Consider the following 17,605-nt stretch of genomic DNA (forward strand, 5'->3'; position numbering starts at 1 on the left):
TTTCTCCCGGCACCAGGCGTGCGTCCGGCACCGGGCAAAGGTCGGGAACGGGGCTGGCGCGCGGCCCCAGGCTCGCGCGCGGCCCCGGGCTCGCGGCCGGCCCCGGAAACCCGGCCGCCACCACGCCGGTCGGGGGACTCACGAACTACTTCCCCGCTGACGAGCGGTGGTTCGGGCGCCGCTTCCGCGGGTTCGGCCGGGCCCGGCTCCAGGGCCCGTGCCGACGAACCGCCGAGTCGTCCGCGCCGCATCGGCGCACCGAAGCCGTCCTCCCCGTCCCGGAGTGCCGCCGCCAGGACCGCGCGTTCCAGCTCGGCCTGTTCGAAGGGCTCGCGGTCGGCGTCGCCGCGCTCCAGGACCATCCGCAGGACCTCGCTCTTGACCGCGCGCTTCTCGGCTTCGTCCTTCTCGATCCAGGCGAGTGCCGCGCGCGGCCCCTCCCGCTCCACGATCTCGGCGATGAGCCCCTCGATGCCCTCGTCGCGGAGCATCTCGACGTGCCGCCCGCGCCGCATGCGCGCAAGCCGGGTATCCCGGACCACGTCGCGGAATTCGCGTCCGCTGGTGGCGATCTCGTCCTCGTCGACCAGCAGTTCCACATGGATGTTGCGCAGCCGGACGGCGTCGTCGCCGGTGAACGAGCCGAGCGCGGCGTTCAGCGCGGTCTCGGCCTCGTGGAACTCGGCGATGTCGTAGCAGCGCGCCACCTCGCGCAGCAGCTTGCGCAGGTAGCCGTACATGGCGCCGCTCATGTCGCGGATGCCGCGGGTGACGATCTCGGTCGGCGAGGTCACCTTGCAGACCAGGTCGACGCGGCTGCGGAAGGAGAACGCCGGGTCGCGACTGAGCAGGGGGATGTCCAGGACGAGGCGGTGTTCGCCGAGGTCGACGGTGAACACCTTGCGGTAGCCCCCGTAGCGCGGCGACGGGATCTCGTCCCCGGCGTGCACGGCGAGCGGAGAGCCGTCGTCGCGGACCAGGACCAGCGCACGGCCTGGGCCCGGCGGGCGCAGCGGAGTCGTCAGGCGCCACCTCGACGGCTCCATGACGTCGAGGACCGGGTCGTACGTCTGCTTCTGCACGGTGTGGTCTGGCACCTCGCTCACTCGATTCTCCAAGCCGGTTCAGATGCGGCGGCGCAGCCATGCCGCGTACTCCGACGGTCGGTCGTCGTCCCCCGCCCACTTGTCGAGCCACCAGAGGAGCCGTTCGCGGTGCCTGCCCCGCTTGCGGGCGACCTGGGCGAGCAGTGCCGCGATGGTCTCGTGGCTTCCGGGGCACAGAGGCGCGTAGGTGTCGATCCACTCCCGCAAGGCGGCCAACGCGGAGTCCTGCACCGGACGTCTGGCCAGCGCGCGGGCCCACAACTCGGCCATTGCCTCGGAGTGTTCCGGCAATGAGCTGAGCAGCACCGGAACTCCCGGGATCCCGGGGGCCGGGGATGGCGGCCGGTACGGCTGGGAGACCGCGAAGACGAAGGCGGACAGCGTCTTGACGACCATGGGGGACTGGTCCTCGGGCTCGGACCAGTCCAGGTACGCGCCGAGGACCGCGCCTGCCTGCCCTTGGTGGACGAGGTGCACGCCGCCCCAGGCGACCGACGGCAACGTGCCCCAGTCGTCGCCGCGGTCGAGCGCGCTCTTCAGGACCTGCACCGCACGGTCCGGGGCCGCGCGCCCGAGGAAGCCGCCCGCCGCGTTCGCCGCGGTCCCGGCGAGGCGCCGTTGGTACGCGCTGTTGCCGCCTCGCGCCCATTCGCCCAGCAACTCCCAGACCGCGTCGGCGGATTCCAGCTGCCGGCCTGCCACCCCCAGCGCGGTCGCCGCGGCCTGCCGTTGCGGCCACGACGTACTGCCCGCCCAGGCGGTGAGGAACCGGTGCACCGCGTAGTGCCGGTCCGCCCAGATGAGGACGCCGGCGGCGACCGCGGCACGGGCCCGGACCTCGATGTCGCGGTGGCCGAGCATGCGGCGCAGCCATTCGAGGAACGCCTCACGGCGTCCGTCCAGGGTGTTCCAGGCGTGCAGCAGCACGGCATTGCCGAGCAGCGGGCCCCGGAACCGGACCCGGGGCGGGCCCGAGCCGGTGGAATCGAGCCGGATCCACTGCTGTTCGTGCCCGATGCGGTCCGCGAACCGCAGGTCCGGCGGGGCCGGTTCGGGCGGGGTCAGCGCCGTGTGCAGCTTCACCGCGGCGTCGGCGACGGTCAGGTAGCTGCTCTCTTCGAGCACGGCCGCGGCCAGGGCGAAGGCGACGGCCGCCGGTTCCCGGTGCCGCCGGAACCAGGACCGGACCTGGTCTCCGGGGTCGCGCAGGGCCGCGACCTCGGCGTGCAGGTCGCCTCCGGCGGTGATCACCGAGGCGAACCGCGCGGCGTGCCGGGCGGCCGGCTGCTCCCGCAAGGCGCCGACGACGCCGCCGGATTCCAGGCGTGCGCGCAGCCGAGCCCGCGCAGCGGTTCCGGGGCCGGCGCCAAGCACCCGGTGTTCCAGGATCACCAGCGGGTCGATCGGGGCGAGTTCGTGGTGGGCGAACGGCTCTCCGCCGTCGGTGTCGGCGACCGCGAGCGCGAGGTCGTGGCCGCCGGTCAGGACGAGGTGGCAGCCGGCCGCGCGTACCGCGCCCGCCACGGACGTCAGTTGGCGTACCCCGAACTTTCCGGCGGCCGACGAACCTTCGTCGATCTCGACGACGTAGCCGCGGTTCTTCGCGGGAGGTACCCAACCGGGTTCGGACAAGGCCGACGGGTCGAGCAGCCGGTGGCAGCCACCGTCGGGGGTGCCGCCGAGCGCGACGGCCTCGGAGAGCACGTTGACCGCGGTGGCGGTACGTCCGCTGCCCGGCGGCCCGGTCAGCACGAGGAGGCCCTGTCCGGACAGGCCCTCGACGGCCGCTGCGTAGCCCGTCGGCTGTACGAACCGCTTCGTGTAGTCGTCCAGTTCGATGCCGTCGATCACCGCGGAAGCGCCACTGTGCCGGGCGCTCGGCGCGACCCGGGCACCCCCGGTGTGGAAGCCGCCGCCGAAACTGACGGTGTCGTTGAAAAGCGCGAGCGTGCCGATACGGGTTCCCGACGCGTCGGCGTTCAGGCGCGCCGCGATGAGGTCGGCGAGAGCGGATGCCTGCTGCGCCTCGGAGCGCTCGTCGGCGTCGGCCCCTGCTCCCGAGGCGAGCGAACGCAGCGCGTCCGACTCGCTGACCGGGCCGTCCGATTCGTCGTTCGGCGGGCGTGGATCAGCTGGGGAGGAGGTGCCTGCGGGAGGAGCGGTGACCGCCGTTGCGTCGGCGGTTGCCGGACGTTCGGCCGGGCGCGGCTCGGCTGCTGTGTCTGAGCTCAACGGGTCGAGGACTTCCGGGCTTGGTGACGGCGCGGGGCGAACCACGTGGGGTGGTCTCCGGATTGCTAGGAGATGTTCCAGTCGCCCTGGATCTCGACCTTCTCGTTGAACACCTGGGCGTTCTTGATCACAGCCGCGTTGACCTGTGTGGTGTTGCCGGTCCCGGCGACGCTCTCGTCCACCATCCGGCGGACCTCGTCCTCGAAGGCGCGGTCGCTCCGCATGTGGGTGGCGAGCGTCAACTCCAGGACCTGTCGGGCGCTTTCGTCGTCCGGCGCGCGGGTGACCTCGTCCAGCGCGGCTTCGGCGGCGGGGTCCCCGCGGAACCGCGCACGGATCCGCGCCAGGAGCCGGGCGCCGCCCGACCATCCCGAGCGCCCCGCTTCCTGGCCCGCGCTCTCCAGAGCACCCTTGGCCAAGAGCGCGACAGTCGCGGCCGCGACAGCAGTCACCGGATCCATGGCAATCCCCCCGCTTGTGCCCATGAGGCACCGCAAAATGCTTGGCTAGCAAGGGTAAACCACTTGGATGGGATCTGCGCGCGCTTTTCCGGAATCCGCGTCGGCGGGACGAGGGCGCGACGAGGGCGCGACCAGGGCGCGAGGGCGCAGCCAGGGCGCCACCAGCGCGCGATGCGGGTGCGACGTGAGCGCGACGCACACAAACGGCCAACTCCGAAGCGCCGAACGAAGCCAACGCGCCCCGTCCGTCCAACTGAGAGAAACCGCGGCCGGGTTCAGCCCGGTGAGGTGTCCGTTCAGCCTTGTGATCGGACAAGTGTCAGACAGGCGCGCGCCCATTCCGGCCGCTGCGGCGCTCGAGCAACTTGCGGGTCTCCTGGGAGATACGGAGATCCTCCCTCGCCGTGACGACCAACGTCCGTACCGCTGCCTCCGCAGTGGATATGTCCCCGTCCCCGCGGGTGGTGGCGTTGCGCCGGCGTTCGACGAAGACACCCAGGAACCCGAGGCGTTCGGCAGCCCGCTGACGCACGGTGGGTGACTTCTCGCCCACTCCGCCGGTGAACACGAGGGCGTCGATTCCGCCGGTGGCGGCCGCCATCGCCGCGATGCCGCCGACGAGTCGGTGGGTGTAGACGTCGAGGGCGAGCCTGGCCGCGCGGTCGTCCCGGGCAGCCGCCGCCTCGACCGCGCGCATGTCACCCGTTCCGGTCAATGCGGTGAGACCGGACCGCTCCCGCAGCGTGGCGGTGATCTCGCGTACGGACAACCCTCCGTGCTCGTGCATCCAGAGCACCAGACCGGGGTCCACCGTGCCGGACCGGGTCGCCGTGACCAGGCCCTCCTGCGGCGTGAATCCCGTGGTGGTGTCCACGCTGCGGCCGTCGAGGACCGCCGCGAGCGAGGCGTCCGCGCCCAGGTGGCAGGTCACGATCCGCATGCCGTGCAACGGCCGGTCGAGCAAGTGCGCGGCGTGGGCGGCGGCGTAGGCGTGTGACAGGCCGTGGCAGCCGTAGCGGCGCACCGCGTACCGCTCCCGCCAATCCGAGGGCACGGCGTACGTCGCGGCCGCCGCCGGGATGCCGGCATGGAACGCGGTGTCGAAGCAGGCCACCGCGCCGACTTCCGGAAGGAGTGCGGCGACGGCGTCCAGCGCCGCGAGGGCGAGGGCCTGGTGCGGCGGGGCCAGATCGGACAACTCGTACAGCACGTCCCGTACCGCGGCGTCGACGCGGACCGGGGTGGAGTAGTACGCACCGCCGTGCGCGATGCGGTGACCGATCGCGTCCGGCGTGGGCCAGGTCTTGAGCAGCGCGCCGAGTTCGTGGACGTCGAAACCGTGCTGATCTGCGGGGAGTTCGGCGCTCTCCTCGACGACATCATCGTTCAGAAGGCTCAGCTTCAGGCCGGCCGATCCCGCGTTCACGGCAAGTACACGCATGTTCAGTTCCTCGATATCGGTTCATCCGGGCACGGCCCGGTCGTCGGTACGGTCGTCGTCGATGCCGCCGCGCTCGGCGTCAGAACGGCACGACGGCGACCGGGCCGTGGGCGTGGAGCAGCACCGCGTGCGCGACCGGGCCGAGGCGCAGGCCGAGCAGACTGCCGGTGAGTTTGCGGCCGACCACCGTCAGGGCGACTCGTGCGGAGACGTCGACCAGTACGCCGGCGGGCGCGGCGTGGACGGGCTGACGGATCACCTCGACCTCCGGGTACTTCGCCGACCAGGCCGCCGTCGCCGCGCCGAGCACCTGGTCCAGGTCGGCTGTGACGTCGTCGGGAGCAGGCGTCCTGCCGCCCGTCCATGCCGACGCGCCCATGGATTGCGCGTACACGAGTTGGAGCCGCGCACCGGGTCGCGTGGCCGCCTCCTCGAAGGCGAAGTCCAGGAGGGCATCGGCCGGTTCGCCCGCGTCGACGCCCACCACGACGTCCGCGGAGCGCTGCCGCTCGTCCTGCGTCGACCTTCGGCGGACCACCACGACCGGGCAATCGGCGGTGGCCGCCGCGGTGAGGCTGGTGGACCCGAGCAGCAGGCCGCGGAACCCGCCGCGGCCCCGGGAGCCGAGGACGAGCAGGCGAGTGTGCCTGCTCTCCGTGCTGAGTGCGGATCCGGTGAGGTCCGCGGGCGCGAGTGTGGTGACGTCGAGGTCGGGGGCGAGATCGTACGCCCGCGTCTGCGCCCTTGCGAGGATGTGCTGCGCGGTGGTCAGCCGGGCGTCGTGGGTGCCGGCCGTCATCGGCACCCACGCATGGAGGATGCGGAGGGCGACGTGGCGCCGCTCGGCTTGGCCGGTAGCCCATGCCAGGGCGTCGTCGGCGTACCGGGATCTGTCCACGGCAACGGTGATGTGGGGGGCGTGCACGGTCATGGTGGCCTCCGTTAAGGGTGCGGCCCGGCGGGCGGCCCGCCCGGACGCACCAGGGCGATCTCGGTTCGGGCGACGATGCACGACCACGGTTCGAGGAACGCGGCGTTGGCGGCGACGCACCGCGCTCCCGCGGAACGACCGGACGAGACGTTAGGCGCCGTCACTTCGGTTGGGCCGCCCCGTCGGCCGGGGCGGCCGTACGCGGCGGCGGAGCGGGCGACTGTGCGACCTGCCGGTGGAGCCAGAACCCGGGCAGGCGCTCTATGCGCTGGGAGCCGAGAATCTCGACGATGCGCGCGAGGTTCACCGCTCTGTTCCTTGCCTGCTGCGGAAGATCCAGGCGACGATGCCCATGACCGTTGCTCCCTTTTGAGTTGTGGCGTTTCCGTGGTGAAGGACCGGTCGTCCGGCGGGTCGGGATGCGGATCACGTCGTCCGGCGTCTCCCATGGCCCTTGTAGTGCCGAGCGCGAGCGGTCGTGGCTCCACCTGGTCAGCGCCGGCCCGGGACGTGCCTGCGCGCGTCGGCGAAATCATGACGTGGACATCGTGAACACACGGCAGCGGGTTGTCGGTTCCGCGCAGTGGGCGGCAAAGCGGACATCCACCGCTCAGCCTTGTCATGATGCCGCGAACAGAGCCGCGGCCGTGCGTGATCGGCGCTGCGCGCCGCTGCGCGTGTCGGTGTCGTCGGGCGGTCGTGGCGGGGCCCGGGAGGGCGACGCGTCTGTCGAACATTCGGAGGGTCCCGTACGCCTCCCCGGCGGACGCATGCCGTCCTTAACCGTGGGCGGGGGCTGTAGGCCTCACCGTAGACCCAAGCAGGGGCCGCGGATAGAGCTGCGGCGTATCGTCTCAAAGGGTGCGCATATCAGCAGGTGTCGCGCCCGGCCCCATTCCGGACGGCGAACCGGGCCGCCGCCAACGCGTTGACAGCGGCGGCCGGTCACCGTTGACTGTCAAGTACGGCGTCGGGTCACCGCCTCTCGGGGCGATGCGCTCCGTGCCGAATCGCCGAGACCCCGCGGCCTCGACCGGTGCTGTTCCTGCTCGTTGCGGATTTCACCTCGTTCCGTGTTCCGGTCGTCGGCAATGCTCCGGTGATCACGTCGATCCTCGGCCCGGTCGGCACCGCCGCGAACACCCGTGAAAGCGACAGTCGATCGTCGGCACCGACGTGGTCCGGATGCGTGGGCGGGAAGGGAGCCGACATGGCGACAGCAGCGGAAGACCCGCGCCCGAGGGGCGCGGAGACGGCCGAGGTCTTCCTTCGCGGATTGACCCGCTGGCAGGCCGAACAGCAGCGTGAGTCGGTCGCGGACCTGGCGGTGGAGGCGTACCGGGGGGAGCGGGGCGAGGAGTTCCGGGACCGGCAGGAGTTCCTCGGACGCTTCGCTTCCGACAACCAGCGGCCCGGGTTCGAGATGGCCCTTGCCGGCAGCGTCGCGGGGGCGGCGGGCTGCGCGTACGGCTTCCCGATGGGACGCGAGGGCGACCACTGGCGCGGCGCGCTCGGTCGGTTGCCCCGGCACATCGAGGAACTCACCGCTTCGGGACGCGTGTTCGTCATCGCCGATCTGATGGTCCTGCCCGCGTACCGGCGCCGCGGTGTGGGCACCTCGCTGATGGAACTGCTGCTGAGCCGTTGTGACGCAGCCTTGGCGGTGGCATTCGTCGACGCGTCGAACGCGCCCGCTCTCGGTGCGCTGCGGGCGTGGCGTTGGACCAGGATCGAACACCTCGGGGCCGACGACGTGGGTTCCGAGCACGAGGTGTGGAGCCACAGCCTGGTCTCTTGACCGCACCCGGGGGCCGGACGCCGCTGATCAGCTGACCAACTGATCCGGGGTGCGGGACCCGCAGGGCGCCTCGGACATCGAGGCGCCGCGCTACTGCGCATCGGCAGCGACGACCACGTCGCCTGCGCCCTTTTTTGTTCCCTTGCCTCCCCGGCGTCCCGGGCCGGCACCGGCCGGTTTCGGCGGGTGAACGGCGGCACCGCCATGCCCTGAGCGGCGGCCCTCGACCGGCAGGTTGGCTGACGCTCCATCAGGTGACGCTTGTTTGTAACAAGCGTTTCATATATGAAATCCAGTGAGCGACGGTACGCGCGCTCGCCCAGGGGCCTGGGCGAGCGCGGGAGTGCAACGGAGAGGGACAGCTCGTGGAGCGAGACACCGGCCGCCTGGTCGGCAAGGTCGCCTTGGTCACCGGCGCGGCGAAGGGCCAGGGGGCCGCCCATGCACGGCGGTTCGTAGCCGAGGGGGCGAAGGTCGTGCTCGCCGACGTGCTGGACGACGACGGCATGCAGGTCGCCGCCGAGCTGGGCGCCGACGCCGTGTACACCGGGCTGGACGTACGCGACGAGCAGCAGTGGGCGGCCGCCGTCGACCTGGCAACCGAACGGTTCGGCAAGCTCGACGTGCTCGTCAACAACGCGGGCGTCAACCACTTCGCCGCGATCTCCGACACCACCACCGCCGACTTCATGCGCGTGGTGGAGATCAACCTGCTCGGCTGCTTCCTCGGCATCCGTACCGCCGCACCGGCCATCACCGCGGCCGGCGGCGGGTCGATCATCAATGTGTCCTCCATGAACGGCCTGGTCGGAGCCGCGCACACCAGCGCGTACGTGGCCACCAAGTTCGCGATCCGCGGGCTCACCAAGTCGGCCGCCATCGAACTGGGGCCGCTCGGCGTCCGGGTCAACTCGATGCACCCGGGAGCCATCGACACCGACATGGCCAGAGCCGGCATCGAGATGGCCAAGGGGCTCGGCATGGACCCGATGGCCGCACTGCCGCTTCGCCGTATCGGCACCGTCGACGAGGCAGCGAGCCTCGCGCTGTTCCTCGCGTCCGACGAGTCGTCGTACTCCACCGGATCGGAGTTCGTCTTCGACGGCGGATGGACGGCGGGCCCGGGTGCCTGAGGCGACCCCGAACCGACCCGCGCGCCCGGCGCGCTCTCTCAACTTCCTTGGAGCACACCGCACATGAGTGACACCCAGCAGTGGGACCGCGTCGTCGACGTGATCGTGGTCGGTTCGGGCGGCGCCGCGTTGACCGCCGCCACGCTCGCCCACGACGGCGGCGCGGAAGTCCTCGTCCTCGAGAAGGCCGACCAACTCGGCGGCACCACCGCCGTTTCGGGTGGCGTCATGTGGCTGCCGGGGAACCACCACATGGCCGAGGGGACCGACAACCGCGAGGACGCGCTCGCCTACATCCGCGCGATCGCCGGGGGACGTGAGCACGACCCGGAACTCCTCGAAGTCTTCGTCGACACCGCACCACAGACCCTGCGCTACCTCGAGGACCACACGCCGCTACGCACCCACGTCACCGCGCTCGTCGACTACTACCGTACGTGGGAACTCCCCGGCAGCCGCTCGCTCCCGGGCCGCGCCGTCGAGCCGGACCCGTACCCCGTGGGCAGCGAACTCCCCGACTGGGTGGACAAGTTGGCCAGCCGCGGAACGCTCATGTCGCTCGGTGCGGCCACCACGCTCAGCGAGGACATGGCGCCGAAGACCCCGGAACTACTCGCCGAGCTCGCGCGCCGCGAGGCCGAGGACATCCGCCCCAAGGGCGCCGCACTCATCGCCCGCCTGTTCAAGGGGCTGCTGGAACGCGGTGTCGAGACCCTGCTCGGCACACCGACCCGGAGCCTGGTGATCGCCGACGGCGAGGTCGTCGGCGTCCACGCGGAACACGAGGGCCGGACGTTGACCGTCGGCGCGCGCAAGGGCGTCGTGCTCGCGTGCGGCGGCTTCGAGTGGAACCCGCAGCTGGTGCGCGCGCACATCGGGTACGACGTCCAGCCGCTGTCGCCGTGGCGCAACAACACCGGCGACGGTCTGACGATGGCCGTCGCCGCCGGCGCCGAACTGGGCAACATGACCTCGTACTGGGGCACGCCCGCGATGATCGACCCGGACATCACCCGGGACGGTGAACACGTCCCGCAGTTCGAGTGGGGCCGCGCCGAGCCCGCGTCGATCATCGTCAACCGCGAGGGCCGCCGCTTCGGCAACGAGGCGCTGCCGTACAACGACTTCCCCAAGCTGTTCGGTGCCTTCGACGGGGTCGGCTTCCCCAACTCGGGGCCCGCCTACCTGATCTTCGACCGCACCGTACGGGACAGTCAGCGCATCCTGTCGATGCTGCCCGGCGGCCCCGACCCCGAGTGGGTGCACCGCGCCGAGACCGTCGAGGACCTCGCCCGCCGGATCGGCGTGGACCCGGCGGCCCTCGAGGCCACCGTCACGCGCTACAACGAGTACGCCGAGAAGGGCGAGGACCCCGACTTCGACCGTACGACGCGGGGCCTGATGGCGCCGGGACGGGTGGCGCCGCTGCGCGAGGCGCCGTTCTACGCCGTCGAGATCCTCCCCGGCACGCTCGGCACCAACGGCGGCCCGCGCGTGGACCGCGACGGCCGGGTCCGCCGCCAGGGCGGCGGCGTCGTGCCGGGCCTGTACGCGGCGGGAAACACCACGGCAAACCTGTTCGGCTGGGCGTACCCCAGCGGCGGCGCCACCATCGCAGGCGGCGTGGTCTTCGGCTACCTCGCCGGCCGGCACGCCGCGAGCCGGCCGGCCCGCCAGGTCTGACCGACACCCCTTCGCCGGGTTCGGCCGACCCGCCCGTTCAAGTGCCGAGGCGGACACCCGCCTCGGCACACCGGCCACGGTCTGTGGAATCCTTCCGACGCGCCATCCGCCACCGCCGTCCGGCGGGGCGGGCGGCGCGTACGTACCGGCCCGGCGAACGGAAGAGGCGCACACCATGCCCGAGCGGCGTTCCCCACCGACCGAACGCGTCGCCCAGGTCCTCAACCTCCTCGCCGAGCACGCCTCGACACCCCTGTCGCTGGCCGTCATCGCGGACCGGCTCGAACTGAGCAAGCCCACCTGCCTCGGCATCCTGACGACCCTCACCGAGACCGGCTTCGTGCACCGCGGCGAGGACAAGGCGTACCGGCTCGGACCGACGCTCACCCGTCTCGGCCGCGCCGCGGAGGGCGGCGTCGCGCCGCTGGACGTGCTGCTGCCGTACCTGCACGGCCTGCACCGGGACCTCGGCCTGAGCTGCCTGCTGACCGCGCTGCGGGACGGCGAGATGGTGGTCGTCGGCCGCGCCGGCACCATCGCCGTCGGCCGCCCGCGCGACCTGGTCGGCGAACGCTTCCCCGCCGTCCCGCCGCTCGGCCTGCCCGAACTCCTGTGGAACGGCGACCAGGCGGTCGATTCCTGGCTGAGCCGGCCCCCGCTCATCCCCGTCACCGCGACCCGCGCCGCGCTGCGCCGCCTCACCGGCGAGGCCCGCGAGGCCGGCTTCCTCATCGAACGCCTCGGCGAGGCGCCGGCCGCCCGCAACGACGTCCTGGCCAACCTCGTCACCTCGGGCATGCCGGACACCATCGTCTCGACGCTGCGCGACTACCTGCCCGCCGCCGACTGGGACGAGTACACCACCCGGCCCCCGGGCGAGACCGTCGACGTGGCCACCATCCATGCGCCCGTCCACGACCACCAGGGCACGCAGCACTACACGTTCTCCGTCGTGGTCGGCCGGCGCCGCGTCCCGACCCGCACCTGCGCGACATGGACCCGCACCATCACCGAGACGGCCGAGGCGGCAACCAAGGCCATCGGCGGCTGGAACCCCTGGACCCGTTAGCCACCGTCTCGGGCCCCCCGGAAGCCTCTGCGGCGCCTCCCCCCCCGCGGCGCCTGCCCCTGCGGTGCGTGCCCCTGCGGTGCCTCCTCCCGCGGTGCCTGCTCCCCGCGGCGCCCGCCCGGCAGCGCTTCCTCCGGCCGACGTGCGAGCCGCGTCCTCTGGGCCCCGCACCCTTGCCGCGGCACCGCCGCCAACTGCCGCGACGCGCCATGAGAAAAAACTTCGCGGAAACCTGAGAGGTCCGGCTGTCCGCCGCCACATCCCCTGTGACCGGCCGCGCTCCGCGGCCCGTGCACAGAACGGGAGAACCATGAACAGACCTTCGTGGCAGGCGGGTTCGGCTCGTGCCGGAATCACCGCGACAGCCGCGCCGATCATCCGCGCTCTCGGTGGGACCGCCGCACCCGGCCGGTGCGCTTCCCGGCGCGGCGGCCGCGCGTACGGTGGCTCCGTCGGCCGGTCCGAGCGTGCGTCGCGGCTGTCGCGCAGCGCTCCCCGGCGACTGATCGCCGCCTTGGCGCTCGCCCTCCTGACCGCACTGCTGTCTCCCATGCCGTCCGCCCACGCGTGGAGCGGCGTGGACTTCGCGCTGCCGGGTGCCGCCAACGCCGAGAACAGCACCATGACGTCGGTCGCGCGCGGGCCCGGCCATCTCGACGTCTTCTGGATCGCCTCCGACGGCGCCGTGAACACGGCCACATGGAACGACACCACCCACCTCTGGGCCGGCGGCCAGGTGGCGCCGCCCGGCTCGGCCGCCACCGGCGCCTCGGCCGGAGGCCTGGCGGCCGTCGCCCGCAACCCCCAGCACCTCGACGTGTTCTGGATCCGTCCGGACAGCGGTGTCTCCACGGCCTGGTGGGACGCCACCGCCCGCGGCTGGTCCCAGCCGCGGTCCATCGCACCCGCGCGGGCGGCCCTCCCGGGTGCCCTCGCCGCCGTCGCCCGCAACCCCGGCCAACTCGACGTGTTCTGGATCCAGCCGAATCGCGCCATCGCCACCACCGTGTGGAACGTCTGGCTCGACTGGCCGGCTCCGTGGCCGATCACCGCACCCGCCGCCGCCCAGTACCCGGCCGGTGCGCTGTCCGTGGTGTCGCGCGTACGCGACCAGCTCGACCTGTTCTGGATCCGCCCCGACGGCGGTGTCTCGACCGCATGGTGGAACGTCAACGCGAACTGGCCCTCGCGTTCCATCGCCCCGGCCGGCCACGCCCGGATCAGCGACCACACAACCGTCCGCCGCGCCGGGCTGGTGGCGGTCGCCCGACGCCCCGACTACCTCGACGTGTTCTGGATCGGCCCGGACGGCGGCATCGGCACCACCGCGTGGAACCCCTGGGCCAACTGGCCCGCCCCTTGGCCGATCGCCTGGCCCGGCGCGGCGCAGTCCGGCTCCCTGGCCGTGGCCAGCCGTACGCCGGGGCAGCTCGACGTGGCCTGGGTGGCCGCGGACAACCGCGTCCAGAGTCTCGGATACGACGAACGCGTACCCGGCGGCTGGGGCCCCACCGACGCCACCCCCGCGCACCGCGCGTTGCCCGGAGCCCTGACCATGGTCTCGCGACGCCCCGACGTCCTGGACGTGTTCTGGGTCAACCCGACCCGTACGGTCGGCACCACCTGGCGGCCCAACGAACGTGTCCGAGTCCACGTCAAAGCCGTCAACATGCCGGTCGACCAGACGCTGGTCCGCAACCAAATCGCCGACATGAGCCTCCTGTTCGGCAGAGTGGAGATCGGCGTCGAACTGGTCGGCACCGAGCAGATCAGCATCCCCGGCCTGAACACCGTGCGGGTGGGCCCCTGCAACGAAAACCTGGCTCCGGCCAGTGCCGACCAGAACACCCTGGCCAAACACCGCAACGGCGCGGGCCCGAAGGACATCGTCATCTACATCGTTTCCGAAGTCCGGGACAACCAGGGCGCCATCAACGGATGCGCCACCCACCCGGCAGGCAAGCCCGGCGTGGTCGTCGCCCCGTACGACATGCGCTGGCTCCACGCCCACGAAGTCGGACACGTCCTCGACCTGCAACACCCCGAATGGCGCCTCGACGACCAGACGACGCTGATGACCGGCCTCGGACTCATAAACCTCAGGAAGAACCCGCCCGACATCAACGCCCGCGACAAGGCAACCATGTTCGCCAGCCCGCTCACCATCCCCTGACCCCAATGCCCTGCCCCCGGAACCCCCGGGGGCAGGCCCCCAACCCAACAAATCCCCGCACAACCCGCCCCCACCCACATCCGCCAGAAGGCAGTCTTCAGCCAAGGCAGGCGGATAGCGTGTCTCGGGTCAGATGGGGCCGTAGTGGGCGGTGTGGGGTGGGGTCAGTAGGGCCCAGTAGCGGTCGCCGTGGGACCAATGCCACCACTCTGAGGGGTAGTTGACGAAGCCTGCTGCGGTCATGGCCGCGGTGAGGATGTCGCGGTGCAGGCGGGCCTGGGGGGAGATGTGGGTGGCGTGCATCGCACACGACGCCTCGTGGCCGCTGCGGTGGCCGTTGACCGGGCCGCCCATGTCGAGTTCGTGGCCGGCGGGGTCGGCGAGTGTCACGTCGACCGCGGCGCCCGCGCAGTGCGGCGCCACTTCGACCGGGGACACGAAGGCGCTGGTCCGGCACCGCAGTTCCGTGGGGTCGTCGACTCCGGCGCGGCGCAGGCCTTCGGCGTACGCCTCGAAACGACGCTGCTGCTCCGCGGCACTGCGGTGGCCCTCGATTACCAACAGCTGTAATCCCTCGGGGAGTTTGGTGGCAGCGGTGCAGAGGCGTGCGAGTACGCCGGTGCGTACCCGCCCCCAGGACCCGTGTGGGTCCCTTTCCCGGTCGTCCAGCAGTAGCCCGGGCGCACCTGTGATCTCGACCAGCGGCTCGCCGCAATCGTGGATGTCGACCGCGCGGACCCGGGGATCGTTCAGCAGGATCATGCGCAGAGCGTAGGGACGAGGGGGATGCGGCATGCGACGTGCTATCTGATCCGCGCGGAATGGCCTTGGGCGCGCGCTGCGGGCGTGGATCCGTCCTCGGCCCGGCGAGCGGGGCGAGGACGGAGCGTTCGGGGGCGCGGGAACGTTGCTTGTACCGCCTGTATTACCTGCGTGCTCCCCAGCGGCGACCGCTGCGGCTGCGGCTTCGACCGCCGAAGGTTCGGCATCTCCTACCGAGCTGATGGTGCGTCGGGTGCGGAGGTGCCGGCGTCCCGGCCCGGTCGCGGCGCGGTGGCGGCTACTGGACGCGCGGTTCGGTGCCGTCCGTCGACTCGTCGTCGGGGAGGTGGACGTCGTTGACGGAGATGTTCACCTCGACGACCTGGAGGCCGGTCATGCGCTCTACCGCGTCGATGACGTTGGCGCGTACGCCGCCCGCGACGTCGGTGATGGTGACGCCGTATTCGACGACGAGTTCCAGGTCGACGGCGGTCTGCTTCTCGCCGACCTCGACGCGGACGCCGCGGCTGACGTTGGCGGTGGTGCCGGGGACGCGGTCGCGCATGGCGCCGAAGGTGCGGGCGAACCCGCCGCCCATGGCGTGCACGCCGGGGACCTCGCGGGCGGCCATGCCGGCGATCTTCTCGACCACGCCGTCCGCGACGCTGGTCTTGCCGCGGCTCGCAGCCGGTTCCCGGGGGGTGGGCGGTGCGCTGTCCGCGCCGTTCTCGGCGAGGCGCTTGCGCGGGTCGGGGCGGGTCAGTGCCTGGGTGGACGGCCTGGTCGGTGTCGGGCCGGTCGGTGTCGGGTTGTTCGTCGCGGTGCTGGTCGACTCCGTCATGCGAAGCCACCTCCTGGATGAGTGAACGGGCGTGCGATTAAAGGGGATTGGTGCTGTCGGCGGTGCGCGCGGGAGCTGCCGGCGACGTACGGCGACGCACGGCGACGCATGGTGGCGGCCTCTGCCGCGGCGGGGGATGCGGGCGTACGCGGACACCGTGAAGATGTCGGCGCCGCTCAGCGCTGTACGAGAGGGATCCGCGTCATTCCGGGCCCCGGCGTCGCCGTCGCCTGACGCGGCGATCGGTCGTGCCGGCCGAACCGCGCCAGGGTGAGGCGGGTGGCGGGGATGGTGCGATGTGTCCGGACTGTCGCCGAGAGGCGGTCGTCGGTGGCGGTGAGGATGCTCATGGTGCCGACCTGCTGCCTCCGGAAAGGCACGAACCCGTCCGGCGCTTGTGCTCGCCGCGAACGAGGCCGATATCTGGGTCGGCGTACGAAATATCCTCGACGAGCCCCACCCTACTCCAGGTCGGGGCCCCAAAACCGATGTGGGGACCACGAGTTCTCACCGCGGTCACCTGCGTTCGTCGTCGGGTGGTGGTGCCGCGCCGGGGTGTGCCTGCTGATCGCGGTCCCCGCCGCAAGAAGGTCGCCGCACACGCCCAGGGACGCGGCGGCATCCGCAACGCCGTCCTCGGCGGCTCGGACACGAGGCTGCTGGTGATGCACCGCAGTGCAGATGCCGCCGGGATCATCGCGCCGACCCTCCCACGTCGACTCGATTACCGTTGCGAACCGGACGGTCCGTGACGGTGGACCGGGCTACGGAACGGGGTCGACGTGGACGAAGTCGCGGTGCGCTTGCGGCATCACGCGGTGCTGGAGCCGGGGGCGGGCGGCGACGTGACCGACGAGCCGGTGTCCGTCGGGCTCGCCCCCGGCGGTCGGCTCGTCGTGCTGTGGACGGCGCGGGCTTCCGCCGAGGCGACCCGGACGCGGATCACCGCGCCGTCCGGCGTCTCCTTCCCCGAGACGCGGATGTCGGCGGAGGTGTCCGCGCGGGTCACCGTGCACGCACCCGGGCCCGTCGAGGCCGCGCGGATCCCGAGGCTGACGGTCTCACATCCGTACGTCCAACTCCTGCCCGCGGGCCGGGTATTGCTGGTGGGCACCCGGGCCTTGTGGCGGCCGGAGCCGGAGGGGCCGGAGCGGAACGCCGTCGCGTACGACGCGGACGGACAGGTGGTGGCCGACGGCGTGTTCGGCGACGGGATCGGGGGAGTCTTCACGACGCCGGGCGGGAACTCCTGGGTCCGCTACTTCGACGAGGGCATCTTCGGCAATTTCGGATGGGGGCGGGACGGGGCGCCGCCGCCGGTCGGGGCGTCCGGCCTCGTGCGTTTCGGCCCGGACCTGCGGCGCGAATGGTCGTACTCCTCGGACCAGTGGGGATCCATGTGGGGTGCGCCCGCACTCAACGTCGACGGGGAGACGGCCTGGGTCTCCTACGAAAAGGGCGAACCCATCGTGCGGATCCAGGACGAACAAGTCGTCGGCTGGGCTCAGGACGCCTTGTCCAGAATCCATGCCCTGCTGGTCGGCGCGGACCGGGTGGCCGCGTTCGGCCGCGATCACAACTACGACCTCCTCCAGGTGACCGGCAGGCTCGCCGACGGCCGTTTCCATCCGACGGCCGGGTTTCGCCTCGTCCTGCCCGACGGCTCTCCGCTGCCCGACAGGTGGCGGATGTTCAGCCAGGGCGCCGATCTTCACGTGCTCTGCGGGCGTGCCTGGTACCGGATCGGACTGGAAGAACTTCCCTGACGCACGCTGCGGCGTGTCGAATTGCCCCACTATGGCCCGTTGATCGGGTGCGCGGCGCGTGCGATGGTCAAGCGCGACCCCGTTCACACGCTAGAGTGATCACACCGACGCGGGGTGGAGCAGTTCGGTAGCTCGCTGGGCTCATAACCCAGAGGTCGCAGGTTCAAATCCTGTCCCCGCTACCACCGTTGAGGGCCCGGCAATCGCCG

13 protein-coding genes, 1 tRNA gene and 1 pseudogene are annotated in these 17,605 nt (G+C 71.9%); 7 read left to right on the forward strand and 8 right to left on the reverse strand.

The window, feature by feature from the left end; genetic code table 11:
• The 6 genes and pseudogenes from AB0C36_RS39105 to AB0C36_RS39130 form a co-directional block, all read right to left on the reverse strand.
• Positions 1-1,106, reverse strand: a pseudogene (locus tag AB0C36_RS39105) (hypothetical protein); the annotation flags it as partial.
• A gap of 18 nt (positions 1,107-1,124) precedes the next feature.
• Entirely contained in the window at positions 1,125-3,338 is a 2,214-nt protein-coding gene (locus AB0C36_RS39110; RefSeq protein ID WP_358363627.1) for a P-loop NTPase family protein, read from the reverse strand.
• A 65-nt stretch (positions 3,339-3,403) separates the two neighbouring features.
• On the reverse strand, positions 3,404-3,799 hold the full coding sequence (locus tag AB0C36_RS39115) for a hypothetical protein (protein ID WP_358363629.1): 396 nt from the start codon (positions 3,797-3,799) through the stop codon (positions 3,404-3,406).
• A 319-nt stretch (positions 3,800-4,118) separates the two neighbouring features.
• Complete coding sequence (locus AB0C36_RS39120) at positions 4,119-5,240, reverse strand: acetate/propionate family kinase (protein ID WP_358363631.1); 1,122 nt, start codon at positions 5,238-5,240, stop codon at positions 4,119-4,121.
• Positions 5,241-5,319: 79 nt separating this feature from the next.
• Entirely contained in the window at positions 5,320-6,171 is an 852-nt protein-coding gene (locus tag AB0C36_RS39125; protein WP_358363633.1) for a universal stress protein, read from the reverse strand.
• Positions 6,172-6,331: 160 nt separating this feature from the next.
• Entirely contained in the window at positions 6,332-6,478 is a 147-nt protein-coding gene (locus AB0C36_RS39130; RefSeq protein ID WP_358363635.1) for a hypothetical protein, read from the reverse strand.
• A 903-nt stretch (positions 6,479-7,381) separates the two neighbouring features.
• Here AB0C36_RS39130 and AB0C36_RS39135 point away from each other — a divergent pair.
• The 5 genes from AB0C36_RS39135 (at position 7,382) to AB0C36_RS39155 (ending at position 14,027) form a co-directional block, all read left to right on the forward strand.
• Positions 7,382-7,969 carry a GNAT family N-acetyltransferase gene (locus AB0C36_RS39135; RefSeq protein WP_358363636.1) on the forward strand — a complete coding sequence of 196 codons (588 nt, stop codon included), beginning with the start codon at positions 7,382-7,384 and terminating at the stop codon, positions 7,967-7,969.
• A gap of 365 nt (positions 7,970-8,334) precedes the next feature.
• The gene (locus tag AB0C36_RS39140) at positions 8,335-9,102 is read left to right on the forward strand and encodes a glucose 1-dehydrogenase (RefSeq protein ID WP_358363637.1); all 768 of its coding nucleotides are present in this window, start codon (positions 8,335-8,337) and stop codon (positions 9,100-9,102) included.
• Between the two features lie 63 nt (positions 9,103-9,165).
• Positions 9,166-10,785 (forward strand): FAD-dependent oxidoreductase, encoded by a 1,620-nt coding sequence (locus AB0C36_RS39145; RefSeq protein ID WP_358363639.1) that lies wholly within the window; start codon positions 9,166-9,168, stop codon positions 10,783-10,785.
• Positions 10,786-10,960: 175 nt separating this feature from the next.
• On the forward strand, positions 10,961-11,854 hold the full coding sequence (locus AB0C36_RS39150; protein WP_358363640.1) for an IclR family transcriptional regulator: 894 nt from the start codon (positions 10,961-10,963) through the stop codon (positions 11,852-11,854).
• A gap of 310 nt (positions 11,855-12,164) precedes the next feature.
• Positions 12,165-14,027: a PLL family lectin gene (locus AB0C36_RS39155; protein ID WP_358363642.1), complete on the forward strand. Its 1,863-nt coding sequence runs from the start codon at positions 12,165-12,167 to the stop codon at positions 14,025-14,027.
• Positions 14,028-14,156: 129 nt separating this feature from the next.
• Here AB0C36_RS39155 and AB0C36_RS39160 read toward each other — a convergent pair whose 3' ends face one another.
• Both AB0C36_RS39160 and AB0C36_RS39165 read right to left on the reverse strand, forming a co-directional pair.
• On the reverse strand, positions 14,157-14,789 hold the full coding sequence (locus AB0C36_RS39160; protein ID WP_358363643.1) for a M15 family metallopeptidase: 633 nt from the start codon (positions 14,787-14,789) through the stop codon (positions 14,157-14,159).
• Positions 14,790-15,087: 298 nt separating this feature from the next.
• Positions 15,088-15,630, reverse strand: coding sequence for an Asp23/Gls24 family envelope stress response protein (locus AB0C36_RS39165; RefSeq protein WP_358363644.1), 543 nt, complete (start codon positions 15,628-15,630; stop codon positions 15,088-15,090).
• Between the two features lie 782 nt (positions 15,631-16,412).
• Between AB0C36_RS39165 and AB0C36_RS39170 the strand changes: the two genes are divergently transcribed.
• Together AB0C36_RS39170 and AB0C36_RS39175 are read left to right on the forward strand one after the other, a co-directional pair.
• On the forward strand, positions 16,413-17,396 hold the full coding sequence (locus tag AB0C36_RS39170; RefSeq protein WP_358363646.1) for a hypothetical protein: 984 nt from the start codon (positions 16,413-16,415) through the stop codon (positions 17,394-17,396).
• A 108-nt stretch (positions 17,397-17,504) separates the two neighbouring features.
• Positions 17,505-17,581 (forward strand) — tRNA-Met (locus AB0C36_RS39175).
• Positions 17,582-17,605: the final 24 nt, after the last annotated feature.

This window comes from Streptodolium elevatio (assembly GCF_040649515.1).
In the GTDB taxonomy this organism is placed as follows: Bacteria; Actinomycetota; Actinomycetes; order Streptomycetales; family Streptomycetaceae; genus Yinghuangia; species Yinghuangia elevatio.

Coding starts and splice junctions, on each gene's coding strand:
- AB0C36_RS39115 (WP_358363629.1), bottom strand. CDS start 3,799: ATGGATCCGGTGACTGCTGTCGCGGCCGCGACTGTCGCGCTCTTGGCC.
- AB0C36_RS39120 (WP_358363631.1), bottom strand. CDS start 5,240: ATGCGTGTACTTGCCGTGAACGCGGGATCGGCCGGCCTGAAGCTGAGC.
- AB0C36_RS39125 (WP_358363633.1), bottom strand. CDS start 6,171: ATGACCGTGCACGCCCCCCACATCACCGTTGCCGTGGACAGATCCCGG.
- AB0C36_RS39135 (WP_358363636.1), top strand. CDS start 7,382: ATGGCGACAGCAGCGGAAGACCCGCGCCCGAGGGGCGCGGAGACGGCC.
- AB0C36_RS39145 (WP_358363639.1), top strand. CDS start 9,166: ATGAGTGACACCCAGCAGTGGGACCGCGTCGTCGACGTGATCGTGGTC.
- AB0C36_RS39150 (WP_358363640.1), top strand. CDS start 10,961: ATGCCCGAGCGGCGTTCCCCACCGACCGAACGCGTCGCCCAGGTCCTC.
- AB0C36_RS39155 (WP_358363642.1), top strand. CDS start 12,165: ATGAACAGACCTTCGTGGCAGGCGGGTTCGGCTCGTGCCGGAATCACC.
- AB0C36_RS39160 (WP_358363643.1), bottom strand. CDS start 14,789: ATGATCCTGCTGAACGATCCCCGGGTCCGCGCGGTCGACATCCACGAT.
- AB0C36_RS39165 (WP_358363644.1), bottom strand. CDS start 15,630: ATGACGGAGTCGACCAGCACCGCGACGAACAACCCGACACCGACCGGC.